The organism is Pseudomonas sp. 05N433, from assembly GCF_056396925.1.
The window spans coordinates 39167-66044 of sequence record NZ_JBFTML010000036.1 but is presented as its reverse complement, the minus strand read 5'-3'; the positions used below and the strand labels follow the sequence as shown (position 1 = coordinate 66044).

At 58.0% G+C, this 26878-nt stretch carries 27 protein-coding genes; 17 read left to right on the top strand and 10 right to left on the bottom strand.

The window, feature by feature from the left end:
* The first annotated feature begins 180 nt into the window (after positions 1-180).
* From AC1DIS_RS19205 to AC1DIS_RS19195, 3 genes are all read left to right on the top strand, one after another.
* On the top strand, positions 181-453 hold the full coding sequence (locus tag AC1DIS_RS19205) for a hypothetical protein (protein WP_064616452.1): 273 nt from the start codon (positions 181-183) through the stop codon (positions 451-453).
* 467 nt (positions 454-920) lie between these two features.
* Entirely contained in the window at positions 921-2171 is a 1251-nt protein-coding gene (locus AC1DIS_RS19200) for a ribonucleotide-diphosphate reductase subunit beta (protein ID WP_007934889.1), read from the top strand.
* A gap of 390 nt (positions 2172-2561) precedes the next feature.
* Positions 2562-3077: a BRO-N domain-containing protein gene (locus AC1DIS_RS19195; protein ID WP_477744613.1), complete on the top strand. Its 516-nt coding sequence runs from the start codon at positions 2562-2564 to the stop codon at positions 3075-3077.
* A 230-nt stretch (positions 3078-3307) separates the two neighbouring features.
* Here the strand turns inward: AC1DIS_RS19195 and AC1DIS_RS19190 are convergent, their stop codons facing one another.
* Positions 3308-4120, bottom strand: a complete 813-nt coding sequence (locus AC1DIS_RS19190; RefSeq protein WP_018926402.1) for an HNH endonuclease — start codon at positions 4118-4120, stop codon at positions 3308-3310.
* Between the two features lie 335 nt (positions 4121-4455).
* Here AC1DIS_RS19190 and AC1DIS_RS19185 point away from each other — a divergent pair, with 335 nt between their 5' ends.
* Positions 4456-5445, top strand: a complete 990-nt coding sequence (locus AC1DIS_RS19185; RefSeq protein WP_477781030.1) for a hypothetical protein — start codon at positions 4456-4458, stop codon at positions 5443-5445.
* Between the two features lie 3 nt (positions 5446-5448).
* Here the strand turns inward: AC1DIS_RS19185 and AC1DIS_RS19180 are convergent, their stop codons facing one another.
* Together AC1DIS_RS19180 and AC1DIS_RS19175 are read right to left on the bottom strand one after the other, a co-directional pair.
* Positions 5449-6639: a hypothetical protein gene (locus AC1DIS_RS19180; protein ID WP_477781029.1), complete on the bottom strand. Its 1191-nt coding sequence runs from the start codon at positions 6637-6639 to the stop codon at positions 5449-5451.
* A 103-nt stretch (positions 6640-6742) separates the two neighbouring features.
* Complete coding sequence (locus tag AC1DIS_RS19175) at positions 6743-7573, bottom strand: sulfite exporter TauE/SafE family protein (protein WP_477744610.1); 831 nt, start codon at positions 7571-7573, stop codon at positions 6743-6745.
* A 112-nt stretch (positions 7574-7685) separates the two neighbouring features.
* On the opposite strand from AC1DIS_RS19175, the gene AC1DIS_RS19170 reads away from it, so the two are divergent.
* Complete coding sequence (locus tag AC1DIS_RS19170) at positions 7686-8453, top strand: AraC family transcriptional regulator (RefSeq protein WP_192379701.1); 768 nt, start codon at positions 7686-7688, stop codon at positions 8451-8453.
* A gap of 58 nt (positions 8454-8511) precedes the next feature.
* On the opposite strand, the gene bglX is transcribed toward AC1DIS_RS19170, so the two are convergent.
* Entirely contained in the window at positions 8512-10875 is a 2364-nt protein-coding gene (gene bglX / locus AC1DIS_RS19165; protein ID WP_477744609.1) for a beta-glucosidase BglX, read from the bottom strand.
* Positions 10876-11129: 254 nt separating this feature from the next.
* On the opposite strand from bglX, the gene AC1DIS_RS19160 reads away from it, so the two are divergent.
* Entirely contained in the window at positions 11130-11447 is a 318-nt protein-coding gene (locus tag AC1DIS_RS19160) for a helix-turn-helix domain-containing protein (RefSeq protein WP_018926408.1), read from the top strand.
* Between the two features lie 11 nt (positions 11448-11458).
* Complete coding sequence (locus AC1DIS_RS19155) at positions 11459-11653, top strand: XRE family transcriptional regulator (RefSeq protein WP_477744608.1); 195 nt, start codon at positions 11459-11461, stop codon at positions 11651-11653.
* A gap of 44 nt (positions 11654-11697) precedes the next feature.
* On the opposite strand, the gene AC1DIS_RS19150 is transcribed toward AC1DIS_RS19155, so the two are convergent.
* Positions 11698-12756 carry an MBL fold metallo-hydrolase gene (locus tag AC1DIS_RS19150; RefSeq protein ID WP_086944535.1) on the bottom strand — a complete coding sequence of 353 codons (1059 nt, stop codon included), beginning with the start codon at positions 12754-12756 and terminating at the stop codon, positions 11698-11700.
* Positions 12757-12971: 215 nt separating this feature from the next.
* On the opposite strand from AC1DIS_RS19150, the gene AC1DIS_RS19145 reads away from it, so the two are divergent.
* Complete coding sequence (locus tag AC1DIS_RS19145) at positions 12972-13580, top strand: TetR/AcrR family transcriptional regulator (RefSeq protein WP_018926411.1); 609 nt, start codon at positions 12972-12974, stop codon at positions 13578-13580.
* A gap of 141 nt (positions 13581-13721) precedes the next feature.
* A complete protein-coding gene (locus tag AC1DIS_RS19140; protein ID WP_018926412.1) occupies positions 13722-14267 on the top strand; it encodes a DUF1003 domain-containing protein in 546 nt (181 codons plus the stop codon).
* Here the strand turns inward: AC1DIS_RS19140 and AC1DIS_RS19135 are convergent.
* Positions 14242-15201 (bottom strand): LysR family transcriptional regulator, encoded by a 960-nt coding sequence (locus AC1DIS_RS19135; RefSeq protein WP_477744607.1) that lies wholly within the window; start codon positions 15199-15201, stop codon positions 14242-14244. The genes AC1DIS_RS19140 and AC1DIS_RS19135 overlap by 26 nt on opposite strands.
* A 15-nt stretch (positions 15202-15216) precedes the next feature.
* Here AC1DIS_RS19135 and AC1DIS_RS19130 point away from each other — a divergent pair, with 15 nt between their 5' ends.
* Together AC1DIS_RS19130 and AC1DIS_RS19125 are read left to right on the top strand one after the other, a co-directional pair.
* Positions 15217-15924, top strand: coding sequence for a CTP synthase C-terminal region-related (seleno)protein (locus AC1DIS_RS19130; RefSeq protein WP_477744606.1), 708 nt, complete (start codon positions 15217-15219; stop codon positions 15922-15924).
* Positions 15921-16244, top strand: coding sequence for an antibiotic biosynthesis monooxygenase family protein (locus tag AC1DIS_RS19125; RefSeq protein WP_477781028.1), 324 nt, complete (start codon positions 15921-15923; stop codon positions 16242-16244). The genes AC1DIS_RS19130 and AC1DIS_RS19125 overlap by 4 nt, the downstream gene beginning before the upstream one ends.
* Before the next feature lie 68 nt (positions 16245-16312).
* On the opposite strand, the gene AC1DIS_RS19120 is transcribed toward AC1DIS_RS19125, so the two are convergent.
* Positions 16313-16639 (bottom strand): DUF2025 family protein, encoded by a 327-nt coding sequence (locus AC1DIS_RS19120; RefSeq protein WP_064616425.1) that lies wholly within the window; start codon positions 16637-16639, stop codon positions 16313-16315.
* Positions 16640-16875: 236 nt separating this feature from the next.
* On the opposite strand from AC1DIS_RS19120, the gene AC1DIS_RS19115 reads away from it, so the two are divergent.
* The 3 genes from AC1DIS_RS19115 (at position 16876) to AC1DIS_RS19105 (ending at position 19818) form a co-directional block, all read left to right on the top strand.
* On the top strand, positions 16876-18003 hold the full coding sequence (locus AC1DIS_RS19115) for a glycerophosphodiester phosphodiesterase (RefSeq protein ID WP_018926417.1): 1128 nt from the start codon (positions 16876-16878) through the stop codon (positions 18001-18003).
* Between the two features lie 172 nt (positions 18004-18175).
* Positions 18176-18481: a PepSY domain-containing protein gene (locus AC1DIS_RS19110; protein WP_477744605.1), complete on the top strand. Its 306-nt coding sequence runs from the start codon at positions 18176-18178 to the stop codon at positions 18479-18481.
* 158 nt (positions 18482-18639) lie between these two features.
* Positions 18640-19818, top strand: a complete 1179-nt coding sequence (locus AC1DIS_RS19105; protein WP_477744604.1) for a GAF domain-containing sensor histidine kinase — start codon at positions 18640-18642, stop codon at positions 19816-19818.
* 16 nt (positions 19819-19834) lie between these two features.
* Here AC1DIS_RS19105 and AC1DIS_RS19100 read toward each other — a convergent pair whose 3' ends face one another.
* Positions 19835-20197 (bottom strand): hypothetical protein, encoded by a 363-nt coding sequence (locus tag AC1DIS_RS19100; RefSeq protein ID WP_018926420.1) that lies wholly within the window; start codon positions 20195-20197, stop codon positions 19835-19837.
* A gap of 294 nt (positions 20198-20491) precedes the next feature.
* On the bottom strand, positions 20492-22117 hold the full coding sequence (locus AC1DIS_RS19095; RefSeq protein WP_477744603.1) for a methyl-accepting chemotaxis protein: 1626 nt from the start codon (positions 22115-22117) through the stop codon (positions 20492-20494).
* A gap of 275 nt (positions 22118-22392) precedes the next feature.
* Between AC1DIS_RS19095 and AC1DIS_RS19090 the strand changes: the two genes are divergently transcribed.
* Together AC1DIS_RS19090 and AC1DIS_RS19085 are read left to right on the top strand one after the other, a co-directional pair.
* Positions 22393-23415 (top strand): transporter, encoded by a 1023-nt coding sequence (locus AC1DIS_RS19090; RefSeq protein ID WP_018926423.1) that lies wholly within the window; start codon positions 22393-22395, stop codon positions 23413-23415.
* A 329-nt stretch (positions 23416-23744) separates the two neighbouring features.
* A complete protein-coding gene (locus AC1DIS_RS19085; RefSeq protein ID WP_477748577.1) occupies positions 23745-25361 on the top strand; it encodes an inorganic phosphate transporter in 1617 nt (538 codons plus the stop codon).
* A 91-nt stretch (positions 25362-25452) separates the two neighbouring features.
* On the opposite strand, the gene AC1DIS_RS19080 is transcribed toward AC1DIS_RS19085, so the two are convergent.
* Positions 25453-25893, bottom strand: coding sequence for a multidrug/biocide efflux PACE transporter (locus AC1DIS_RS19080; RefSeq protein WP_477744602.1), 441 nt, complete (start codon positions 25891-25893; stop codon positions 25453-25455).
* 89 nt (positions 25894-25982) lie between these two features.
* Here AC1DIS_RS19080 and AC1DIS_RS19075 point away from each other — a divergent pair, with 89 nt between their 5' ends.
* Positions 25983-26837 carry a LysR family transcriptional regulator gene (locus AC1DIS_RS19075; RefSeq protein ID WP_477744601.1) on the top strand — a complete coding sequence of 285 codons (855 nt, stop codon included), beginning with the start codon at positions 25983-25985 and terminating at the stop codon, positions 26835-26837.
* Positions 26838-26878 lie beyond the last annotated feature (41 nt).

Genomic DNA, 26878 nt, shown 5'->3' with positions numbered 1-26878 from the left:
CGCCCCACTTTTATCTCCCGAGGCTCGACCCATCCTTTTTTAGAGACCAGATGAAGCGCCGAGCCTTGCATCGATAAATACGATTGTTTTAAGCATTTATTTGCACTTTTTAATCTAATTATCTGGCGTAGTATGAATTCCACACCAAGGCAAAACGCCAACGAACCTGGAGCCACTACCATGAAAACCAAACTGATCCTCGCCCTGACCCTTTCCGTCCTGGCCGCCAACACCTTCGCCGCCGATGGGTACGACCGCACTGGCTCGGCTGCCTTCAACGACGCGGCTGTCGCTTCTGACGGATACGACCACACCGGTTCTGCCTCTTTCGCGGCTGACGGTTTTGATCGTACGGGCGCTGCCAAAGTCGCTGCCGATGGCGCCGATCACATCGGTGCCGCCAAGGTTGCCGCTGATGGTACTGACCGCGTGGGTGCCGCTCGTTTCAGCTGAAACCGGGCGCGACATCACAGCCCGACTTCGGTCGGGCTTAGTCATTTCTAGCTAGAAAACTGACGAGATACATTTTTGGTACCTCCCCCGCCTTAAACCCAGCACACGCTAGCCTCACATCATTTCGCCCTGTCTCTTCCCGTAGGTGCGGCAATATGATCGAAAAAAAAATCGGCCTAAAACCTCATCAAAGTCTATACTCTGCGCCGTTGATTTGGCCGTAAAATACTCTTCTACAGGCCTCAACTCTCGGTAAGCCAAGCCCCATGCGGCTGGTAGGCAATTCGCCCTACCACAACGCGACTAGTCGGCTTGCTCCGTACAGAATCCATGTACTGCGTGCGTAATTTTTACTACTGCAAGCTACATTTCCTTTAGATCCAACGCGGCCAGAACCGGCCGTGTGAAAAACCAACCTATCAGTTTTCACACGGGCAATCTGGCCCTCACGCAGGAGACGACACGTCATGCTGAGCTGGGACGAATTCGACAAAGAAGATGACGGCGAAGTCGCTGTAAAAGGCGCCAATGCCGGCCACGCTTCTGAAGCCAACATGGACCGCCTCGACAGCGCCGGTGGTGCCGCCGCTCAAGAGGCCCGCGCCGTGACCGCGACGGACTCCGCCGCCATCGCCCGCGCCAAGGCTGCCCTGGATTCCCTCGACGTCGCCGAAGGCCTCGCCGAACTGGAAGGCGCCTCTGCCCGTGTAGCTGTCGATGAAAAGCGCATGATCAACTGCCGCGCCGACCTCAACCAGCTCGTGCCATTCAAATACGACTGGGCATGGCAGAAGTACCTGGACGGCTGCGCAAACCACTGGATGCCGCAAGAAGTCAACATGACCGCCGACATCGCCCTCTGGAAAAACCCGGAAGGCCTGACCGACGACGAGCGCCGCATCGTGATGCGCAACCTCGGCTTCTTCTCCACCGCCGACTCCCTGGTTGCCAACAACCTGGTCCTGGCCGTGTACCGCCTGATCACCAACCCGGAATGCCGCCAGTACATCCTGCGCCAGGCCTTCGAGGAGGCGATCCACACCCACGCCTACCAGTACTGCATCGAATCGTTGGCCATGGATGAAGGCGAAATCTTCAACATGTACCACGAGATCCCATCGGTCGCGAAAAAAGCCACCTGGGGCCTGAAATACACCCGTTCGATCTCCGATCCGAAGTTCGAAACCGGCACCGTCGAAACCGACAAAGAGCTGCTGCGCAACCTGATCGCCTACTACTGCGTTCTGGAAGGCATCTTCTTCTACTGCGGCTTCACCCAAATCCTCTCCATGGGCCGCCGCAACAAAATGACCGGCGTCGCCGAGCAGTTCCAATACATCCTGCGCGACGAATCCATGCACCTGAACTTCGGCATCGACGTGATCAACCAGATCAAAATCGAAAACCCGCACTTGTGGGATGCCGAGATGAAGGAAGAAGCYTCGCAAATGATTCTGCAGGGCACTCAGCTGGAGATCGAATACGCGCGGGACACCATGCCACGCGGCGTACTCGGCATGAATGCGGCGATGATGGAGGACTACCTGAAGTTCATCGCTAACCGTCGTTTGAGCCAGATTGGTTTGAAGGAAGAGTATCCAGGGACGACTAACCCGTTCCCTTGGATGAGCGAGATCATGGACTTGAAGAAAGAGAAGAATTTCTTCGAGACGCGGGTTATTGAGTATCAGACTGGTGGGGCGTTGAGCTGGGATTGATTTCCGAGCTCGCCGTGATTTGACGATGTAAATCGAAAAATCGAATTGCAAGAGGCCCTGATCTGATCGGGGCCTTTTTATTGGGTAAGAAAATTCTCACTAATTTCGACCTTCGCTACTAAAACTCCTACAACAATTCCAGCACCGTCCGCATTGATGTCGTTTCAGAGCATCTCTAAGCTCTATAGCAGGTGCCTAAGAAACGCCCAACGTAGAAGCTAACTTCCTTTCCTCAGTACGCGCGCTGATATCAGCGATATACGCGTAATCCTGTGAGTGGGAGAAACAGCCTGTTGGGATTTCTTAGATCCTCTACGTCGGGTTCCGGCCCTCTTCCACTCATACGTAGAGGTAATGGATATGCCTGCAGAAACTCCACACCGATCGGTCATGCGTGATCCCTTTAGGCCGACGATCTTCACCCGCCACAACCTCCACCTCCATGCTCTCCTCCTTGAAAACCAGCCATGGTTCTGCGCCCGCGATATTGGCCGTTTGATGGGTGTCCATCTGAGTGATCGCATGGTCAGCAAACTGGATAAAGATCAGCGTCGCGTCTTGTGGATTGAGTATTTCCGGCAACCAGAAAAACAGCTGATGCTCAGTGAGTCCGGCGTGTATGCGCTGTTGGTGTATCACTACGTTCCAGGGAATCGGTTGCTACGAGAGTGGTTGACCCATCAGGTGGTGCCGGCCTTGCGCGATGCAGAGCAATCTGAAAATTCAGATCGGCCGATGTTGAGCTTGTTGGATTGGCCGGAAATGTCGTTGAGTCTGCTGCATTGGCATAATGAAGGTTGGATTCGGTTACGGGATATGCCTTACCTGTTAAATGATCAGACTCAAAGTCGGGTGAATGTGCCGAAACCATGGTGGCGGAGGGTCGTTCAGGTGTTTCAGTCGTAGAAGCATTGGACGGGCTAGGCGCCGTGTTTTAGGAATGCCAGCGAAATCCGTAGCTATTTTTAGCAATTCGCAGACAGCTTTGATTACCAAGTATTGCCCGAGGGTTTTCAACCCTCGGGCAATTGTATCGATATCCCAAGTTAGGGTGATCAGAAGCCGAAGTTCAGTCGTCCGACAAGCAAATCACTTCAAACTTCCCTGCAACACTCCTCTTACAGCACACAGCTACCTTAGGTTAAGTTGTCGAAAACCCAACGCCCACTGAGAATGCCTTTCAGTTGTTCAACGCTCAGCAACTGGTTGGGCTTTTTATGAACAACCGCGTGGCAATTTGCGCAGAGTGTAATCATGTCGGTTGCTGGATCTACCACCTGGTCTTCTTCATATTCAGAAATGGGCTTCACATGGTGTACGTGGATAAAGCCTTTCGCGTGCTCGCCGTAAGCCTTCTCAAAATCAAATTCACAGGCGTTACATCGAAGCCCGTGAATTTTGATTGCTTGCAGCCTAAGCTTTGGGTTGCGCTCATATCTAACGCCGTAATAGGCGACTTTTTTCCCTTCAATGCCGGTAACTCTAGTCTCAAACTCCTGCGCGCCATCGATTGGGCTAGAACCGTCATCCAGTTGCGTCTTCAGCACCGCGTGAGAGCAAATTCTGTCAAATACGGCTTGATCAATTTCCCGAGCACTTCTGCGCCAATAATTGTTTTTTAGTTTTTGAGGAATTGGCTCAAGGTATTCCCCATCAATTTTGTTCGGGACTGCAAACTCAAAAGGCTTGAAATCCTCAATATCAGCAAACAGATCACCCTTTGTGCTGTCCTTGTCCGCATATATCTTCCCTACTCGAGCAACACCAAAATAGTGTGGGTTCGCACTCAGGCGCTGATCCGAAAAAGCCTTATTTTTCATTTTCCCTTTGTAGTACAGCACCTCCATTCCTTCGGAGAGCACCGGTCTGTACTGCTTTGGGAAGTGATACCGGGCCCCGGTTTTATCGGACCACTTCGATACATCATTTTCGGCAATGACAGCAGGCATCCATTCATCCTCATAACAGAAGATGAAGCCTACCAAACAACATGAAAATTCCTACAGGCTTCGCGAAAAAACCCCACATTTCGATCAGCAAAGGAAGAGTTTCGCTCCAGCAGCTTCAGCAGCTTCAGCAGCTTCAGCAGCTCAATCAAACCCCGCAGAAACATCTCCTTTTTTACAGATGCCGTAGATAGCAAAATCGTAACTGCACCTCATCGTGCGCGGCCAAACGTGCCACGCGTACGCCCCAGGATTGAAGATATTGACGAATTAAGAGGTGCGTTATCACGCCCCTCCCGCTATTAATACCCTTCCCCACTCAAGGACCCGAGCCCGCCATGAAATTCGACCTCGCCTACTGCCTCAGCCTCGACGACAAGCTGTCGATCTATGACGTGCGCGATTTGAATTTCGACGAAACCATGGAGTTCGATTCCGCCAAAGAGCACTTCCAGTGCCCCAACGATGCCTGTCGTTTGTCCTTCGATGCCGCCAACGTGTTGGGAACGTTCAACGCCAAGAATGTGAATTACGTGCRCACGCCGCACTTCAAGAACATGCCCAGCACGCGGCATGTGGCGGATTGTCCTTATGTCAGTCTGAAGACGCCGGCATCGGGCCTGGAGACGGACGGGGCGGAGTCGGATGACGGTCGGGAGGAGCATTTTCCGTCGGAGTTGTTGCTGACTCGGCGTGAGTATGTGCGTAAGCCTGCGAGCCCGGCGGTGGCAGCGGATGTTTTGCGCGATGCCCCAACACTCACTTCAGCGAGCAGTAACGTCGAGCAGCCAAGCCGGGAGTCGGCGCCGGACAAGACCAGTGTCTTCGCCCATCCCGTTGAGTGTTTTGTGTCGAACTTCGCGGACAAGGAGCTGCTCAAGCGCATGCCGCTGAAGATTGGCGAGCACACGGCGCCTTATGGGTCGTTCTTCAAGAAGATCGAGTACCTGCAGGACAACAAGGGGCTGATTTACTGGGGCAAGATCAAGGAGATCAAGGATTACACCCAGAGCTTTCGCATCGATTTCGAACAGAAGGTCTGGTTCAAGCAACCGGACGAGGCGAAGAAGAAGCCTTATTCGGTCAACGTTTATCTGAGCAAGAAGCTGATCGACAACTACCGCAAGCGCAAAGCGTTTCTGGAAGAGATCAAGCACGCCGTCGACAGTGATGCCGAGTTGTATTGCTTCTTTTATGGCGTGACGCCGGAGTTGAAGCAGGTGCCGAGCAAGAAAAACCCCGAACAGACGTTCGGGGTGTTCAGTGCCAACATCGAGAACCTGGATCACTTCATTATTCGGGAAGCGCCGGGGTTGGCGTCGGGCTAGGGTTTAATTTTTTGGCAGTTCGAGTTTGACCGCGCCGGGGTTTTGCTTGACCACGGAGTACGGCAGCACTGACCAGCCCGGGTCATCGCAATTGCGTTGTACGCGGGCGAAGTACGGTCCCAGGTACAGGCCTTTTGCGGTGAAGTGCCAGTTGGAATAACCCCAAACGCTTTCGTCGGTGTAGTCGCAGCTGTCCTCGTCCGCCGGCTTCTGCATTTCCTCGGGGTACAGCGCGGTGAATTGCTTGATCAGCCATGGTACGAACACTTCGCGCTGATAAGTGAATCGTGCCTTGCTCTCTTCCTCGGTCAACGATGTATCGCTCGCGCCGTCGCGGTCGGCGTGCAGCAGCGGCTTGCCGTTACCCACCCACAGCACGTCTTCCAGCGACAGGCTATGGCCGGTGTGAACGTCGAGGTTGATCGGCGAATTGCCAAAATCCGGGTGAGCGCCGCCGCAGCTGTAGCTGGTGGAGATGTTCAGGCTGACCACATCGGGCGACAGGAATTGGGGGGCGACGCCTTGGTCGAATTCGGCATATTCCCCACCTCCCAGCAAGCAGCCGTGGTAGTTGATGACTTCGCTCCAGAGCCGCTCCAACAATTGCTGATTGATCCGCTGCTRGTCAGCTTTCGGGTAGCCGGACTCGATGCTGAACATGGAGAGACCCGACGCGGGCTCCGTCCACCATTGCAGGTCGTAGCCCATGAAGGACTCTTTCTTGCCCGGTTTGAGTTTCAAGCCTTGCAGGCGCAGATATTCGTAAGGATCGCTTTTCGGCAGCGCGGCGATGAAGGGCAAGGCATCTGCTGCCGGTGTTGGGAGCTTGGCCTCGGTCAATTGCATTTGCAGAACTTTGCCCTTGGGGCCTTTCCATTCGCCTTGCCAGCCGTTGGCCGTTTCTTGCAGCTTCAGGGTTGGCTGGGGTTTGTCTTCACCGTAGCGGTTGTTGCCTTCGGTTAGCGTCAGGGTCTCTTCTTGCAGCGAGCCGCTCAGCTCCAGATCGCGATGGTATTTCTCATAGAAGTAGCGGCCGGTGACTTCGTCCGGCTGGTTGGTGTTGAGCTCCAGCACGATCGGCATCTTGCCCAAGGTACCGGTGAACACTCGTCTCCCGTCCTCGGCATGAGCAGTGGAACACAGCATGAGTAACAGCGTGGCGACTGGCGCCAGGCGTAACAATCCTTTGAACATTGATCGATCCCTGAATGAGTCGGAAGCCGCGCCGGGCAGGTTGCATGCGGCGCAAGTTGAACGGGGGACGGATTATGGCGAGGTTGCAGGGGAGAATCGAGCCTCATTGCACGCCCCACTTCGTCGCCATGCTGAGCATCACCACTACCAGCAAACCAATATAAACCCGCGCATGCACCCGATCCGGTATCCGCCCGATCCACGGCGTGGCCAGCCGAATCCCCACCAGCGACCCAACCGTCAGCACCGCAAACGCCAGCACGTCCACATAGCCGACAAACCACGCCCCCAGATCAAACTCGGTAAACCCCGCCATCGCCATATAGGTCAGCGTTCCGGCCACCGCAACCGGAAGACTCAATGGATTAGCCATGGATGTGGCTTGCGACATGCTGAGGCCACAGCGTCTTAGCAACGGCACGGTCATGACGCTGCCGCCCACCCCAAGAAACGTGGCGATAGCGCCAATTCCCACACCGCCGCCAGACACTTCTGCCCCGCCCAATCGCCGTGGGATTTCGATGTAGGACTGTGTAAGAAAACCGCGTCTGAACAAGCAATCCAGAATGGTCACGCCCAGGTAAACGATGAAGGCAAAACGGATCAACTCACCACTCGCCCGCATCGCGACCACAGCTCCGACGATCGCGCCCAAGCCGATGAACCCGCCCAACGGCCACAAGTAATGGCGAATGAGATTGCCGGCGTGGTGATGTTTTCTGGTGGCGATTAGCGCATTGACGATCATCACGCAGGTCGAGGTGGCTACGGCAATGTGCATCGCCGCTTGGCCGATGGGGTCGTCGATGCCGTGGCTGGCCGTGAGCATGCGGTACAGCAAGGGCACGACGACAAATCCGCCGCCGAAGCCGAACAGCACGGCGGTGACGCCGGTCATGCAGCCGAAGAGTGCCAGCAAGAGGTAGAAAAACATCGCGCATCGTCCGTGGGTTGAGAGTGGCCGACGATAGAGCGATATGGCTTGGCCTGCTTCAGCAAGTCAGCCAATAATGTTTGCGTTTACGCCAACCGCTGGGTGCCGCTCGATGCGCAATGTTTCGATTGATCTGCTGGACGACACGCCACGGCCGGTGGTGGCCATCGGTACGGATTATCCCGACGGTCATCGGTTGCCGCGCCATACCCATCGACGGGCGCAGTTGTTGTATGGCGCCACCGGGGTGATGCAGGTGAGCACGCTCGACGGCAATTGGGTGGTGCCGCCGCAGCGGGCGGTGTGGATTCCGCCGGGGGTGGCGCATGAGGTGTTGATGCTGGGGGTGAGCACTCGCAGTGTGTATATCGAACCGGGGGCGGTTGATCTGGGCAGCCGCTGCCAGGTGATCAGTGTTTCGCCGTTGCTGCGGCATTTACTGATGGAGGCGGTGGAGGTTGCGCTGGAGTACGACGAGGCCGGGCGCGATGGGGCGCTGATCGACTTGTTGCTGCATGAACTGGCGCGCAGTGCTCACCTGCCATTGCACATTCCGTTGCCTGTGGATTCGCGGTTGCTCGGGTTGTGTCAGAGGTTTCTCCGGCAACCGAACGCTCACCAATCGCCGCAGCAATGGGCCGATCAGTTGCATATCAGTTTGCGTACGTTCAATCGTCTGTTCCGCCAACAAACCGGGCTGAGTTTCAGCCAATGGCGGCAGCGAGCCTGCGTGGTGCTGGCCTTGGCGCGGTTGGCGGTGGGCACGCCGGTGACGCGCATTGCCCTGGATTTTGGTTATGAAAGCCCGGCGGCGTTTTCGACGATGTTTCGTCGTGTGCTGGGGCAGGCACCGTCCGTTTGGTTGGAGGGGGCGAAATGACCCCGTAGGAGCGAAGCTTGCCCGCGAAGAATGCACCGCGGTTTCCAGGGATTACGCATCATCGTTCTTCGTGGGCAAGTCGGATCGCCGCACCGCTCGCGTCTACAGGTTCTGCACTGGGCGGATGATTGTCTTGACTGGCTTGTTCTGACAGCAATTCAAAGCTCTGCTCCTTCACATCCTGGGAATCCAGGCCGATTTGCACCCGGAACTCACCCGGCTCGGCGACGTATTCCAGTTGGGCATTGAAGAACTTCAAGTCGTTCTCGTTAATGCTGAAGTGGACTGCTCTCTCCTCGCCGGCCTTGAGCATGATTTTTTGAAAGTTTTTCAGTTCTTTGACCGGCCGGGCGACGGAGGCAACGACATCGCGGATATACAGCTGAACCACCGTTTCGCCGTCACGCTGGCCGGTATTTTTCACCATGATGCTGGCGACGAGGTTGTCGGTCTTGTTCAGTGTGGTCGAAGACAGGGCCATGTCGGTCAGGCTGAAATCGGTATAGCTCAGCCCATAGCCGAAGGGGTAAAGCGGCCCATAGGATTGATCGAAATATTGCGACGTGTAGTTGCGAAGCGCACCCGGCAGATACGGACGGCCGGTGTTCAGGTGGCTGTAGTAATTGGGGATCTGCCCCACGGAACGTGGAAAGGTGATGGGTAATTTGCCGGACGGGTTGTAGTCACCGAACAATACATCCGCAACGGCGTTGCCTCCCTCGGTACCGCTGTACCAGGTTTCCAGAATCGCATCGGCCTGTTTCTGCTCCTTGCCGATCGACAACGGCCGACCGTTCATCAATACCAGTACCAGCGGCTTGCCGGTGGCTTTCAGGGCGGTGATCAATTCACTCTGGCGCCCCGGCAGATCGAGGCTGGTTCGACTGGCCGCTTCATGGGACATGCTGCGGGGCTCGCCCACCACGGCGATGACAACATCGGCTTGCTGTGCAACCTTGACTGCTTCGTCAATCATTTCTTCTGCCGGGCGAGGGTCGTTGGCGATTTCAGACACGCCCTGGTATTCCAGGTATTTAACAACCTCCTGATCCTCCTCGAGATTGGCGCCTCGGGCATAGATCAGCGAGCCCTGGCTCATCGCGCTTTTCAGCCCGTCGTAGATCGTCACCGATTGCGCGGGCACACCACTTGCAGACCAACTGCCCATGATGTCGACGGTACTTTTTGCCAACGGGCCGATGAGCGCGATCGTGCCCTCTTTTTTCAGCGGCAAGAGCCCGTTTTCATTCTTCAGCAGCACCAGTGTCTTGCGTGCCACTTCACGGGCCTGCGCTCTGTGCAGATGGTTTTCGGCGTTGTTATCAGCAGCGCTCTCACTGGCAGCGCCGAGGCGTCGGTAAGGGTCTTCGAACAGCCCCATGTCGTACTTGGCACCCAGTACTTCCCGCACTGCGTTATCAATATCGCTCTGGGAAATGGCGCCAGACTCAAGCAGCCCTGGCAACTCCGGCCCATAGGAGGAGTCGTTCATGCTCATATCAATACCGGCCCTGATGGCGAGCCTGGCCGCGTCGCGAGGATTCCTCGCAACACCGTGCTGAACCAGATCGGTGACCCCGTTATGGTCGCTGATGACCAGTCCCTTGAAGCCCCACGCTTTGCGGAGGAGGTCCTGCATCAACCACTTATTGGCCGCCGCCGGTACACCATTTATCGAGTTAAGCGCCGCCATGACGGCTCCCGCGCCACCCTCGATCGCCGAACGATAAGGTGGCAGGTAGTCCTGGTACATTCGGGTCAGGCCCATGTCGACGCTGTTGTAGTCGCGCCCCCCCTCGACAGCCCCATACAACGCAAAGTGCTTGGCGCTGGACATGATGCTGTCGGGCGCGTTCAGGCTTTGTCCCTGGTAGGCCTGGACCATCACTCTGGCAATGCGCGAAACCAGATAGGTGTCTTCACCGAAGCCTTCGGATGTGCGCCCCCAGCGAGGATCACGGGCGACATCGATCATCGGGGCGAAGGTCATATCGATACCATCCGCACTGGCTTCTTTCGCCGCCGTTCGACCGCTCAACTCGATGGCGTCCATATCCCAACTGGAGGCCAAGGCCAGGCCAATGGGGAAAATGGTTCGATGACCGTGTATCACGTCCCAACCGAAAAACATCGGTATCTTCAGGCGGCTTTGTTGAGCCGCGTCCTGCATGGGGCGGTTTACATAACGGCTCACAGAGCCATACGTCCCCCCGATTCGCCCGGCAGTGATCTCCTGGCAGATTTTTTCGGGCGTCATCTTGTCATCGATAGCGATCAGCCGCAGTTGGCCGACTTTTTCGTCGAGGGTCATCTGATTGATGAGGTTGGTGACAAAGGCATCTTTGTCTGGCGATACCGTATCGGCCAGGACCGGCAGAGTTGTAAAGCTGATCAGGGCACATAGCAGACGTAGTCTTTTCATGATTCCCTTCCCCGCGTAACGCTGTGGCGCACTGCTTTTGAAACGCCACCTTTCCGGCATTGAAGATCAGAAGGCTGACGTTCAATCATTTGGAGCTTTCAGGAAACCGCCTAGAGACAGCGTAGTCGGTCCAACGCCCCTGCCTGAGCGAAAAAAGAGAATCGATCAAAAAATGAGTTTGATCCGGGCGCAAAACAACTGTACAAAAACACAGTACATTTTCGAATCGCCACGCTCGATCCCCGGAGAAAACCATGGCCTCTCTTGCAATGAAAATCACCCTGGAACGCATCGCCCTCTTCCAGTTCACCCCCGCCCACTGCGCCCAGGCCCGAGCGATGCTGGGTTGGAGTGTGGAAGAGTTGTCCGAGGAATCCGGGGTTTCCGTTGACGCCATCCAGCGATTCGAGGCGCAGCGTAATGTGCTGGATGTCACGCGGCTGGCGTTGGCGTATCGGTTTGAATCGCAAGGCCTGGTGTTCTTCCCGGGGTTTGCACCGGGCCGAGGGATGAATGTGAAAGGGTCCACACCGAATCCGGTGGGGCGGGCGGATTATGCGATGGTTGAGTGAGGTTGCAGCAGATGCGGGCCAAAGCCGAACACGTTATGAAAATAGGCATGCTCCTCGAAACCGGTCAGCTGAGTCAGGCTGAGGCGGCCCATAGGCTTGGATTGTCTGAGGAGGAACTGAACGAAATACTCCGTGGAGAATTTTGCGATCTGACCGTGGCAAAAATCTCGGAATATACAAAGCCGTTACTGGACAAACGCAGCTGAAAAGTCCGGGGCGCTTGCACCGCAAGCGCCCCGGCAGCACAACATCAAGCGTTCTGCACGGTCGCCTGATCGCTTACATCTTCCACACCCAACCACCACGCGCCACCACGCTGCGGATACATCACGTTGAACGCCTCGCCCATTTGCGGCGTGGTGATCGACACGTTTCGTTCCCAGGCCAGCGCCAGAATACGGTCGAAAGGTTCGTACCAGGCGTGCATCGACAGGTCGAAGGTGCCGTTGTGGATCGGCAGCAACCAGCGCCCTTTAAGGTCGATGTGCGCTTGCAGGGTTTGCTCGGGCTGCATGTGCACGTGAGGCCACTCGACGTTGTAGGCGCCGGTTTCCATAAGGGTCAGGTCGAATGGGCCGTACTGCTCGCCGATACGTTTGAAGCCGTCGAAGTAGCCGCTGTCGCCACTGAAGAAGATCCGCGTGTCGCCGTCGATCATCACCCACGATGCCCACAGGGTGCTGTTACCGTCGAACAGCCCGCGACCGGAAAAGTGTTGCGAAGGTGTGGCTATGAATTGAAGGCCATCGACCTCGGTGCCCTGCCACCAATCCAGTTGGCGCACTTTGCTAGCGTCGATGCCCCACTTGATCAGAGTGTCCCCCACGCCCAGGGGCGTGAGGAAGTAGCGGGTCTTGTCCGCCAGTTTGAGCACGGCCTGATAATCGAGGTGGTCGTAGTGATCGTGGGACAGGATCACCGCTTCAATCGGCGGCAGGTCTTCGAGGCTGATCGGCGGCTGGTGGAAACGCTTGGGGCCGGCCCATTGCACGGGAGAGGCGCGTTCGGCGAAGACCGGGTCGGTGATCCAGAACTTGTCCTGCAGCTTGAGCAGAAGCGTGGAATGGCCCAGGCGATAGACGCTGTGGTTAGGCGCGGCAATCAACGCCGCCTGGGTCAGGGTTTGCACCGGAACGGGGGCCGACGGCCGGGTGTCGTGCGGTTTGTTGAAGATGAAGTTCCACAGGATGCGCAAGGTTTTGCGAAAGCCTTCGCGCTGCACCGGCACATGGTTTCGGTACTGCCCTTGAGCCTGTCGGGACGCTTCAGGCGTTGAAGCGTTGTTCGCTGGGGAAGTTGAAGTGTCCATGACTGAATGACTCCAGAAAAACCGCACAATCGACGATTTTCCGCTTGGGACGATAAATGGCCAAGGCATGCACGCATCAGCCGAAGATTCAATTTCTCACGGTGCAGGATTAACACAACATTACACTGCACAGTGTAGTTTCTAGGTTGCATCAAAGCCGATCACAAGTAAACTACCAAGTGTAATTCTCCACTTTTTCCTGCCGAAGCGTACTTATGACAGCTCCACAGCGCCTCACCGACCGAAAACGCGAAGCCATCATCCAGGCAGCGATTGCCGAATTCCGTACCCACGGTTTCGATATCACCAGCATGGACAAGATCGCCGCCACCGCCGGCGTGTCGAAGCGCACGGTGTACAACCACTTCCCGAGCAAGGAAGAGTTGTTTGCCGAAATCCTCAATCAGTTATGGACCCGAGTAACGGCCGAACAGGAAACGGCCTACCGCCACGACCTGCCCCTGCGCGATCAGCTGCGCCTGATGTTGCAGGCGAAATTGCAGATGCTGGCCGATGACAATTTTCTCGACTTGGCGCGGGTGGCGATTGCCGCCACCATCCACTCTCCCGAGCGTGCGCAGAACATGGTTGCCCGAATGGGTGAGCGCGAAGAAAGTTTGACCGTGTGGATTCGTGCCGCCCAGGCCGATGGCCGCTTGAAACAGGTCGCGCCTGAGTTCGCTGCGCAACAGATCCACGGGTTGCTCAAGTCCTTTGCCTTCTGGCCGCAGATTTCCATGGGCCAAACGGGCCTGTCGCCCGAGATGCAGCACACAGTGGTGGAATCTGCGCTGGACATGTTCCTGGCGTGCTATGAGTGCTGAACCGAGCTGCAAAAAATGACAACGTCCGCCACTTTATCGCTGTTCGATCGCTCTGAATAAAAACACCGAAATGTGTTTCTGAATGAGACTGGCGCTGGAGCTATAGTGAGCCTCAGTCCCATCCCCTCTTCAGAGAGCATCATGAGCACTCCGACCCACGAAACCGAAACCGAAATCACCGGCCCCGTCGATCACCTGCGCTTCCATCGCCCTCACGCGCACCTGGCACCTACTTTCGGTACCGACCGTTTTGCCCTGCGCGCCGAGGCTTTTGCGCGGTTCTTTGGCACGCCGACCTTCCTTGGCGCCCAGACCTTGGTGGTGGTGATCTGGATTTGCCTGAACCTGTCCGGCGTAACCCAATTCGATGTGTACCCCTTCATCCTGCTCAACCTGGCGTTCAGCCTGCAAGCGGCCTACGCCGCGCCGCTGATTCTGCTGGCCCAGACGCGTCAGGCGGCGCGGGACAAAGCCCAGTCCGAAGCCGATGCGCGACATCGTGAAGCCTTGGCCATCGCCAACAGTGAACGTCAGGCCCAAGCCGCGCGGAACACTGCGCAACTGAAGGAGTTGCTGGAGCAAAACACCCGGCTCACCGAAATCACCAAGACCCTGACTGAGCGCATCGAAAGCCTGACCTCGGAAATGCATCAACACTTCATCAGCAAGGAGCCACCGAAGGTTTGATCCGGAGCGCCCGCCCCAACTCGTCGAACAACGTCACCACCGAGCGCAATGCGCGGCAGTTCGGGCGGGTCAGCAGCCACAGCGCGGTGTCGTAACCGTGCAGGGGCTCGGTCAACGGTTGCAGTCCGTCACCGATCAAAAAGTCCGGCAACGCCGCGATGCCCAGTCCGGCCCGCACCAACTCGGTCACCGACAACATGCTGTTGCAGCGATAACCGGGTGTAACGCCAGGCAACTGCTGGCGCCGCCAGGCGACGGTGGGGTGATCGGGAAGAAAGTCGTCCGGGGCGATCCAGGTTAATGAGGCCAGGTCGTGGGATTCGACCGATTGCAGATAGGCCGCGCTGGCACAGACCCGGTAGGAAATGTCTGCCAATCGCCGGCCAACCAGATGCTCGGGCGGGGTACGGGTCAACCGCAAGGCGATGTCGGCGTCGCGGCGGCTGAGGTTGGCGAAGTCGTTGGAGGTGCAGAGTTCAATAGTCAGTGCCGGGTAAGACGGCATGAACCGCGCCAGTGCCGGTAACAGCAGACTTTGCAGGACCGAATCGGTGCAGGTCAGGCGCACGGTGCCGCTGATGATTTCTCCGCCCTGCTCCACGCCAATGCGCGCCGCCTCCAGTGCTTGTTCGGCGCGTTCAGCCTGCTCGGCCAGGGTCTGAGCCAACGTGGTAGGCAGGTAACCGGTGCGGCTCTTTTCGAACAGTTGCTCGCCCAGCGCGGCTTCGAGGCGACGGACTGCGCGAAACACCGTCGAGACGTCGACCTTCAACAACGCCGAAGCCCGGGCCAGAGAGCCGCCGCGCACCAAAGCGAGGATCAGCGACAGGTCGGGATAGTCCAGCTGATAGTGCGTCGATGCATTGATCACTTGGGATAACGCCAATATTGATTGCGTGAACGCCAATCTATAGTCGGTGCCAGAAATCAACAAGCGTCGAGATCACTCATGGAAACCAACGCCATCCGCATTGCCCTGATCGGTGACTACGATCCACACGTCACCGCCCATCAAGCCATCCCCGTCGCCCTCGGCATGGCCGCCGAACACACCGGCATGAACCTGCAGTTTGAATGGCTGCCCACCGACCGCATCACCGCCGATACGCCACTGGACGACTTCGATGGGTTCTGGTGTGTACCCGCCAGCCCTTATCGCAACATGGATGGCGCGTTACGGGCGATCCGCTTTGCCCGGGAACTACAACGGCCGTTCCTCGGCACGTGCGGCGGTTTTCAGCACGCGGTACTGGAGTTCGCCCGCAACGTGTTGGGCTGGGAAGATGCCGAACACGGCGAGACTTCGCCCGACGCGACACGGGCGTTGCTCACGCCGCTGGCCTGTGCGCTGGTGGAAGCCGTCGACAGCATTCATTTGGTTGAAGGCTCGTTGATCGCCAAGGCGTACGAAAATGCGGAGATTCGTGAAGGCTATCACTGCCGTTACGGTGTGAATCCCGAGTTTGAACGGCAGCTACTGACGCGACAGTTGCACGCGGTTGGCCACGATTCGGCGGGGGATCTGCGGGCAGTGGAGCTGAAGGATCATCCATTCTTTGTCGCAACGCTGTTCCAACCGGAACGCGCCGCGCTCAAAGGCCTGCTGCCGCCATTGGTCAAGGCGTTGGTCGAGGCCTGTGTGAGGCAAAAATCATGATCGCCCAGACACCTGCAGCACCTTACTACGCAGTGATTTTCACTTCGCTGCGCACCGAAGGCGATCACGGTTACGAACAGGYCGCCGAACGCATGGTGGAACTGGCCCGTGAGCAACCTGGCTTCCTGGGCGTGGAATCGGCCCGGGGCGCGGATGGGCTCGGGATTACGGTGTCCTACTGGGCCAGCGAAGCGGCGATCCTGGCCTGGAAGCATCATCCCGAACACAGCGCGATTCGTGAGCGCGGGCGATCGACCTGGTATTCGGCGTGTCATACGCGGGTGTGCAAGGTTGAGCGGGCCTATGCGTTCAAACAGTAAATGATGCAGTGTTCTGGCGTCTTCGCGGGCTTGTCCGCGAAGACGCCAGAACAGCCACCGCAAAACCCTCACCCCCGCACCAAACTCCTCACCGCCGTAATCTGCGGCACGTCCTGTCGATTCATGTACACCCGCAACGGTTCGGTGATGTTGATCCGGTCGTCGATGTTCTGGTCCAGCAGCAACTGAATCAGTTCGCGCTTGAGCGTCATGGTCTGCTCGGGGCCGGGTGCCCAGACGAATTCGCTGGCGGGGATGATGCCGTCGTCAGCCACGTCCATGCCGAAAGCGTCTTCACTGAAGCGCACGATGTACTGGCCGGTTTTGCGATTGAGGCCGACGAAGCCTTTGAGTTGGTCGGCGGCCTGGCAAATGAGCTGGGAAGTGATGCGCATGGTAAACCTCACAAAAGGTCGCTAAGGACCGGTGATCGATGGTTTACACGCAGGGCAAGTGAACGGGTTTCCCTCTGCCGGGGAAACTGCAGGTGTGAAGATTACTGCAAAGAGCCGCACAAAAGCGTCGAAGAAATCTTCTTTAAACACGTTTATGTCGGTCTGGTGATAGCACAAGCGGCGCTCAGTTGTTAAAAGATACGTCTTTGAAAACTCATCGCAAAAGGACTTCGACCATGCCTGTCTCCTTCACCAAAAGCGCCCTGCTGCTGAGCCTGATGCTCGGCCTCGGCCAGGCACAGGCCACCAGCGAGCCAAGCCCCAGCGCACTGGCAACCCGCCTGGGCATTCCGCACCCGGCGGTGATCGCCCACCGTGGCGCCTCTTTCGATGCACCGGAATCCACCGCCGCAGCCTACAAACTGGCTCGCGACCTGGGTGCCGACTACCTGGAAATGGACCTGCAACGCAGCAAGGATGGTGTGCTGTTCGCCCTGCACGACAACAACCTGCAACGCACCACCGACGTCGCTACCAAATTCCCTGAGCGCAAGGACAGCCCGGCCAACGAATTCACCATCGCCGAACTGAAAACCCTGGATGCCGGCAGCTGGTTCAACACGGCGTACCCGGATCGCGCGCGTCCTGGCTACGTGGGTCTGAAGATCCTGACCCTGGACGAAATCATCGACATCGCCCAAGGCAATCCACTGCACAAGCCTGGCCTGTACATCGAAACCAAGGAGCCAAAGCAGTTTCCCGGCATCGAACGCGATCTCAAGGATAAATTGCAGGACCGTGGTTGGCTGAGCCCGACGGGTTCCAAACTGGCAAAAAGTAATCTGGCGGTCGGCCAGGGGAAAGGCAAAGTCGTGCTGCAAACCTTCGAGAAGAGCAGCCTCGAACTGCTCGAGAAGGAGATGCCGCAAGTGCCGAAAATCCTGCTGTTGTGGGTCGGCGAAGGCAGCATCGAGCCGAAATCCAAAGTGACGTTCGCTGAGTCCGGAGACAAGGACAAGGCGACTTACTACGCCAAACAGGAACCGAAAGACAAAGCCGAATTCCAGCAATGGGTCGAGTACGCCAAGGCCCAGGGCGCTATCGGCACCGGGCCTTCTGCCGCGCTGACCAAGGGTGGAGATCAGAGCTATTCAGACCTGGTGAAACCGTGGATGAACCAGTTCACCCACGATCAGGGCATGCTGGTGCACGTCTACACCATCGACGATGCCGTGGATTATCAGAAAGTGATGGATGCCGGTGTCGACGGCATCTTCACCAATCGCGCCAGCGAACTGCTGAAGTTCTATAAGCGCCCGGCGGCGGCGAGCGTTGCGCAGTTGTTGCAGAACAACGGGTACTGATTGGCGCCAGGCGCTGCACCGCGTCGTCCCCATCGCGGGCAAGCCACGCTCCCACAAGGTCTGCGCAAAACCTGTGAGAGCGTGGTTGCCCGCGATTGTTTTTTTAAGGGTGAATTAAGTTGCGCTGTTTAACCTGATCCCACTTAAACAGCTCCTCCAAGGAAAGAACTTGATGAAAACCTTAACTGCCCTGTTCATCGCTGCTGCCCTGACCCTCACCGCCGGCCTGGCCCAAGCTGATGTTCGCGTCGACCAGATCCCCGAGTTGGTCAAAAGCGGCAAGATCAAACCCCTGGAAGAAATGAACCAGGCCGCGCTGAAGTTGCATCCGGGCGCCACAATTACCGATACCGACCTGGATAACCACTTCAACGGTTACGAATATGAAGTGGAACTGCGTCTGGCTGACAACACCGAATGGGACGTGGACTTCGATGCCGCCACTGGCAAGGTCCTGAGCAACAAACGAGACAAGTGATTCAACGGCAAAAAGCCGCACGATCTTCGGGTCGTGCGGCTTTTTTGCGTTCGTCGTAAGGCAAATCGCTGAAGTCATGAACGAAGTCGCGCCCTTTTGCGCAGGCCCGCTAGAATCCCTCAACACCACTCAGCATGTTGAAGCAGAGAACCACGGATATGGGGCAAACAGCGGCAGCAGACATCGCCACGATCGGCCGGATCAGCACGGTGCCGGCGGTTCTTCAGGTGATCAGTGAGCTGACCGGGTTGCGGTTCGCCGCGGTGGCCCGCGTCATCGACAACACCTGGATCGCCTGCGCGGTGCTCGATCGACTGGGTTTCGGCGTGCAAGTGGGCGATGAACTGCAGCTGGTCTCCACGCTGAGCGACGAAATTCGCCAGGGCCAGCACTCGGTGGTCATCGACAAGGTCAGTGAAGACCCGCTCAGCCGCGATCAGCACACGCCTCGCACCTGTCCATTCGAAAGCTACATTGCCGTGCCGATACTTCGCACCGACGGGCGCTTCTTCGGCACCCTCTGCGCCCTCGATCCTGATCCCGCGCCGCTCAAGTCCAGCACGATCCAGAGCACCATGGAATCCTTCGCCCGGATGCTCGCGCTGCAGATAGAGACCGAAGAAAACCTGCAACAGACCGAAGCGGCGCCGATCAAGGAACGTAAAACCAGCGAACTGCGCGAACAGTTCATCGCCGTACTCGGCCATGACCTGCGCAACCCCTTGTTCGCCATCAGCGCCGGTGCCGAAATGCTCCTGCGCAAACTCAAAGACCCGCCAAATGAGCAACGGGTGCGGCATATCCTCACCAGCGCCCGGCGTGCAACCAAACTGGTCGACGATGTGCTGGACTTCGCGCGCGGGTCATTGGGTCGCGGCATCCCGGTGAATATCGAGCCGTGCCCGGATTTGGGGGATGTGCTGCGGCATGTGATCGCCGAGATCCAGAGCATTCACCCCAAGCGTATTATTCAGTCGTCGATTGGCGACCTGAGCGACATTCATTGCGATCGCGAACGGGTCGCGCAGTTGCTGTCCAACCTGCTGGCGAATGCCGTTGTCCACGGCGATCCCGACGGCCCGGTCGAGGTCAGTGCGCAGGTCAACGAAGGGCACTTCATATTGAGCGTGAAAAACCACGGGCTGATTGCCGAGGATGCGCTGCAGCATCTGTTCCAGCCCTACTCGCGACCGACCGGCGGAACACCGCAGGCCGGCCTCGGGTTGGGGTTGTACATTGCCAATCAGATTGCGCTGGCCCATGGGGGGCAGCTTGATGTGAAATCGACGCAGTCCCATGGAACGGCGTTCATATTCACGTTGCCTTTGACGCGGTGACGACAGCCTCAATGTCTTAGACCGCGTTAGCGTGACTCACGGACGATTGGCTGTTAAACATCTCGACCTTGGCACGGAAAGAACTTGAGGTGGAGGTCGATCCATCCAGATGCTTGATCGTGTAGTAAGCCTCCGCAGCGACAGCCACCTGACTCAGCGCTCCTTTGTCCAAAGGAATGTGTATGGGAAAGAAATCACCTTGTCGATATTTGTGATAAGCAACCTCCACGTTGCCAAACTTCACGAAGATTTCTTCGCCCTCTACAAATTCTTCCCGTGCAGGGATGATTGCTTTCGGAATCACTGGGTCTGCTTCATCGACGAAAAAAATGATCGACTGTCCACCGACAACAGTCATAGGGTTCAATGTTTCGGTCATCGCAATGCTCCTTGTGAAAGTACTGGCACAGGTTCAGTTTGAGTAGGCGCGCCAAGGGATATCTAGCGCCGCGAGAAAAAAACTGTCTACTGTCAGAAATAACAGGTACCGCTGAAATCGGGCGTCTTGGTTGCAAGTACCCGATCAACGGCACACCGACCTTAACAAGGTGTACAGCTGTAATGCTTAAGGATCAGGCCGAGGTGCTGACCACCGAATCCGCCGTACTGCCACCTTCATCCTGCAACGCCTGTGTACCGACTCGGTAACCGATTCGATACACAATCCATTTCACTAGGCGCTCAACCGCGCCGTTACCTCATTCAATTGCCCTGACAGCCCATGCAGGTTGTGGCTGGCCGCTTCGGTGCGCTGCACGTTGTCCAGGTTGGTGCTGGCGATGCTGGTGATTTCGGTGAGGTTGCGCGAGATGTCTTCGGCCACTGAAGTCTGTTCTTCTGCGGCGGTGGCGATCTGGCGGTTCATGTCGCGAATGGCTTCCACGGCATGGGTGATCCGCTCGAGCATGGCGCCGGCCTGGGTCACTTGCTCGACGCTTTGCTCGCTGCGCGACTGGCCGCTTTCGATGGCCTGGGCCGCGTCCACCGCACCGGTTTGCACGGTTTGAATGATCTGGTTGATCTCGATGATCGACGCTGCCGTGCGCTGGGCCAGGCTGCGTACTTCATCAGCGACCACCGCAAAACCGCGCCCGGCTTCACCGGCACGGGCCGCTTCGATTGCCGCGTTGAGCGCCAGCAGGTTGGTCTGTTCGGCAATGCCGCGAATCACTTCCAGCACCTTGCCGATGCGCCCGCTGTCTTCTTCCAGGCGACGGATGACCGTGGCGGTGTTGGCGATTTCGCCACGCATTTGGGTGATGGTGTGAATGGTGCCCTGCATGACCTTCTCGCCTTGCTGGGCGGACTGATCGGCATCGTCGGCCGCACGTGCCGCTTCGGCGGCGTGGCGCGCGACTTCTTGCGCGGTGGCGGACATTTCGTTCATCGCCGTGGCCACCTGATCGGTGCGATTGAACTGCTCGTTGGTGCCGCTGGCCATAAGGCCGGCAATCGAGTTCAGCTCACCGCTGGCACTGTCCAGGTCCGACGCGCTGCGCTGCAAACGACTGAAGGTTTCGGCGAGGAAATCGCGCAAGGTGTTGGCGGCCCTGGCCAGGTTGCCCAACTCGTCCTGACGGGTGCTGGCCACGCGATCGGCGAACCGGCCCTGACTGAGTTGCGCCACGTAGTCGATCAGTTTGCGGATCGGCTCCACCAGGTTGCGATTGACCAGCCACAGACTCAACAAACCAATCAGCAGGCCCGACACCAGCATCACCGCGAGCCCCGACAACACCGTCTGATCGGCACTGGCACTGATCAATTTCGATTGTTCGACACTCTGCTTGCGCAGTTCGCCGACCAGTTCATTCATCTGCTCGCTGGCGGCGCGGTCCACGCCCTTGACCGCATTGTCGCCGGCCGCTGGGTCGGCACCGGCCGCCACGTAGGCATCACGGCCCTTCTGATACGCCGCACCTAATACACGATGCTCCTCACGCAGGCGTTCGATGCGGGTCTTGAGTTGCGGCTCCATACCCTTCTGCCCCGCCAGTTCACCAAGGATACCCTGCACATTGCGCTGACCCTCCTCGAACTGCTTCCAGTATTTGTCCAGGTCCGCGGGTTGCTTGCCGCGCAGCAGGACGTTTTTCCACTCCTGAACCTGCACCTTGAATTGCAGGTTGGCTTCATCGATCAGTTGCGAGGTGTGCAACGGGCCTTCGATCAGGTTCGCGTAGTTCTGAACGCCGTTGGACAAAAAGTGAAAGCAGGCCAAAGCGATCAACAACATCGCCAACAGGCTGCCGCTCAACAGGGCGAGAATTTGTGCTCGAAGGGACTTTTGTAAAGACATCGGGAAGTACTCGAAACAGGAATGAGGCACGCGGATGAAGGCGTGAAAAGTATCCGGACATCCCTGTCTGCCACGTTGGCCCTTGGCCGAAGGCGCGCAAACGTAACCCAAGCGTGATCGGCGTTCCAGAGCGGTTCTTGAGGAAAATCCGACCATCGGTATCGCAATCGTTTGCGTACACCTTGCCGTCACAAAACCGTCATGAGCGCTTGCAATGATGAGGCTCAAGTGAACCTGTGAAACCCGCGACAGGCGCCTCCCCGCAGCGAGACTTCATGAACCACAGCATTGATCAACGCCATCGCGATTCCGACCTGTTCGGCCTGCTTTACGGTTTCAGTTTTCGCCCCGGCGAGCGCGGTCGAGAGATCGATTCGGCCAAGGCACTGCACTGCCTGCAACAACTGGACGACAGTGATGAGTTTCTCTGGCTGCACCTGAACCTGGCCCATGCGGCGTGCGAGCGCTGGATGAAAAGCCATCTGGAATTGCCCGACGAGTTTTTCGAAGCCTTGCACGAGGGGTCGCGTTCGACGCGCATCGAGCATGTCGATTCGGCGTTGCTGGCGGTGGTCAACGATGTGGTGTTCAACCTCAGTAGCATGGTTTCCTCGGATGTCTCGACGCTGTGGGTCTGCGCCCGCAGTCGGCTGATCATCAGCGCGCGCCTGCAACCGCTGCACTCGGTGGACAAGCTGCGCTCTTCGGTGAAGGCCGGTGAATGCTTTCGCTCACCGCTGGAATTGCTGGTGCATTTGCTGCGTGATCAGGGCGAAGTGCTGACGCAGATCGTGCGCAAGACCAGCCTCAGTGTCGATCAGATCGAAGATGAATTGCTGTCGTCGCGCCTGTCCACCAACCGCGCCGAACTGGGCGCCAACCGCCGGGTGCTGGTGCGCCTGCAACGGTTGCTGGCGCTGGAGCCGGGCTCGTTGCTGCGCCTGCTCAATCGCCCGCCGCAATGGTTGCAGAAGGAGGACGTCAAGGAGCTGCGCAAATCCACCGAGGAGTTTGCGCTGATCATCAACGACCTCACCGCCCTAGGTGAGCGGATCAAGCTATTACAGGAAGAAATCGCCGCCAATCTCAACGAACAGAGCAACCGCACGCTGTTCACCCTGACCGTGGTCACGGTGTTGGCGCTGCCGATCAACATCATTGCCGGTTTCTTCGGCATGAACGTCGGCGGGGTGCCGCTTGCCGGGGATCCGGAGGGGTTCTGGATTCTGGTGGCACTGGTGGCGACGTTTACCCTGATTGCCGGGCGCTGGGCGTTTCGTAAGCGGCGCGATTATTAAACCGCCCAGTTTACCCTGATTGCCGGGCGCTGGGCGTTTCGTAAGCGGCGCGATTATTAAACCGCCCATCATCACCGATACCTTGTGGCGAGGGAGCTTGCTCCCGCTGGGCTGCGCAGCGGCCCCTATCCGGTTTATTCATTCAAACAGAATTCTCTGGTTTTACGACTGCTTCGCAGCCGAACGGGAGCAAGCTCCCTCGCCACAGGTGTTTGCCTGCCTTAGCATCCGGCATCACAAAAAAACCAAACACTGACCCAGCGCAGTCTCACTGTAATATTTAGCAACGATCATGGGCGACACTCCTTCTCTGCTCAGGATTGTCCGGCATGGCTACGCCTTCCTTCACCGCCGCCTCCCAGGCGCCCGCCAGTGGCGCCAGGCCGCAGTTCGATAAAAAACCCGGCCTGCTCACCTTCGTGATGTTCTTTGCCGTGCTGGGCAGCGGGCTGTTGTTCACCGCCTACAGCCTGATGCACGACATGAGCGAACTCGGCACGGTGGTCACCACCTGGACGCCGTTTCTGCTGTTGGGCGTGGCACTGCTGATTGCCTTGGGCTTTGAGTTCGTCAACGGTTTTCACGACACCGCCAACGCCGTGGCGACGGTGATTTACACCCACTCCTTGCCACCGAATTTCGCCGTGGCCTGGTCCGGGTTCTTCAACTTCCTGGGGGTGTTGCTGTCGAGCGGCGCGGTGGCGTTCGGCATCATCGCCCTGTTGCCGGTGGAGCTGATTCTGCAGGTCGGCTCCTCTGCCGGTTTCGCGATGATCTTCGCCCTGTTGATCGCCGCCATCCTGTGGAACCTCGGCACCTGGTGGCTGGGTTTGCCGGCTTCTTCGTCGCACACCCTGATCGGTTCGATCATCGGTGTCGGTGTAGCCAATGCCTTGATGCACGGCCGCGACGGCACCAGTGGCGTGGACTGGGCCCAGGCGACCAAGGTCGGTTACGCGTTGCTGCTGTCGCCGCTGATCGGCTTCGCATTCGCCGCGTTGTTGCTGCTGGCGTTGCGTGTCTTCGTCAAAAATCGCGCACTGTACAAGGCGCCGAAGGGTAATACCCCGCCACCGTGGTGGATTCGCGGCATGTTGATTCTGACCTGCACCGGCGTGTCCTTCGCCCACGGCTCCAACGACGGCCAGAAAGGCATGGGCCTGATCATGCTGATTCTGGTGGGCACGCTGCCGATGGCGTATGCATTGAACCGCACCATGCCGGCGGATCAGGCCTTGCAATTCGCCGCGGTGGCCGAAGTCACCCAGCAAGCCCTGATGAGAAACACACCGCTGCCGATGCCCACCGATCCACGCCCGGTGCTGACCGACTACATGCGCAACAAGGAAGCCACCCCGCAACTGATCCCCGCCCTCGCCGCGTTGGCGGGCCAGATCGGTAACGAAGTGAAGGGTTACGGCTCGCTGTCGAAAGTCCCGGCCGAAGCGATGGGCAACGTGCGCAACGATATGTACCTGACCAGCGAAACCATTCGCCTGATGGACAAGAACAAGGTCGGAAACTTCGACACCGACACCACCGGCAAGCTGCAGTTGTTCAAGCAACAGATCGACAACGCCACGCGGTTCATTCCGCTGTGGGTGAAGATCGCGGTGGCCATCGCCCTGGGACTGGGCACCATGGTCGGCTGGAAACGCATCGTGGTGACGGTCGGCGAGAAAATCGGCAAGACGCACCTGACCTATGCGCAGGGCGCATCGGCAGAAACCGTGGCGATGCTGACCATCGGCGCCGCCGACATGTTCGGCCTGCCGGTATCGACCACTCATGTGTTGTCTTCAGGCGTGGCCGGGACCATGGTCGCCAACGGTGGCGGCTTGCAGATGAAGACCATCCGCAACCTGCTGATGGCCTGGGTGCTGACCTTGCCGGCGGCGATTGTGCTGTCGGGCAGCTTGTACTGGTTGTTCACCAAGCTGTTCTGACCATACACAACCTGTGTAGGAGCGAGGCGTGGCCGCGATGACTCTGACTGTGAAACCGCTTTCGCGGGCAAGCCTCGCTCCTACAGGTCATTCAATAGCCTTCGCAAGCCCTGCGCAGTAATAGCCGCTCCCGCACCACGTCGTAACCCCAGTGGTACACGTAGGTGTACGGCAGGAAAAACAGCAGCACGCCAATGTCCAGCAGGAACGCCTGCCACAGGCTGATCTTCAGCCACCAGGCAATCAACGGCACCCCAAACGCCACCAGCCCGCCTTCGAACAACAGCGCATGCACCACGCGGATCCAAGCGTTACGCACAATGGCGAAGCGCTTGAGCAAACGGTCGAACAGGCCGTTGAAGACCACGTTCCAGGCCAGGGCAAGGGCTGCAATCGCCACGGTTGCCACGCCCATTTCCAACATGGGTTTGTCCATGATCCAGGCCAGCAGTGGGGTACAGATCAAAACGGCCAGCAGCTCGAAACCGATGGCCTGGAAGATGCGTTCAGTGATGGATTTGTTGGCGTTCATGGCCAGACTCCCTGAGTGACTGTGGTTGCCATGATCTGCCATCGAACCGATACTTCATAACCAATAACCATCGATCAAGGCGATAGTTCATGGCTTCCCACGAAGTGTTGCTGGCGTTTGTAGAGGCCGCGACCCAAGGCTCGTTTTCCGCCGCGGCGCGCAAGCTCGGGCGCAGTCAGTCGACCATCAGCGCCGCCGTGGCGAGCCTGGAAATCGACCTGAACCTTGTCCTCTTCGACCGCAGCAGCCGCAAGCCGAGCCTGACCCCGGCCGGGCACGTCATGCTGCAACGGGCCGAGGAGATTCTGGCCGCCACCAGCCGTCTGGAAATGACCGCCAGCCAACTGTCCCAAGGCATCGAGCCAAAGTTGACCGTGGCGATTTCCGACACTTACCAGTCCGACCGTTTCGAAGCGGCGCTCAGTGCTTTCGAGCAGCGTTACCCGGACCTGGAACTTGAATGCCTGATCGCCGAATGCGATGACCTCGTGGCACTGGTACAACGCGGCCGCGCGCACGTCGCCTTCGCCGAAATGCAGGACAGCTACCCGCCGGATCTGGTCAGTTCGACGGTGGACGAGCGCACGGAAATCACCCTGTTCGTGTCCCACGCGCACCCATTGGCGACGCTGAACGACATCGATCAGGACGTGCTGCAACAGCACCGCGAACTGCGTCTGGCGACGATCGTCAATCCGTATGAAAGCCGCGCGAAGGGGCGGGTCTGGTCGGCGCCAAGTTACCTGATGCTGCTGGAAATGGCCCAGGGCGGGTTCGGCTGGGCACCGTTGCCGCGATGGCTGGTGGGGCGGTTCGGGGCTGGTTCGTTGGTGGAATTGAAAGTGCGCGGCTGGCCAAAACCGGTGTATGTCGATGCACTGTGGTCGCGTTTGCACCCGCCGGGGCCAGCGGGGAGTTGGTTATTGGGCAAGATGCTGGAATGAAGGTCCTGCGGACCTTATCGCGGGCAAGCCACGCTCCCACA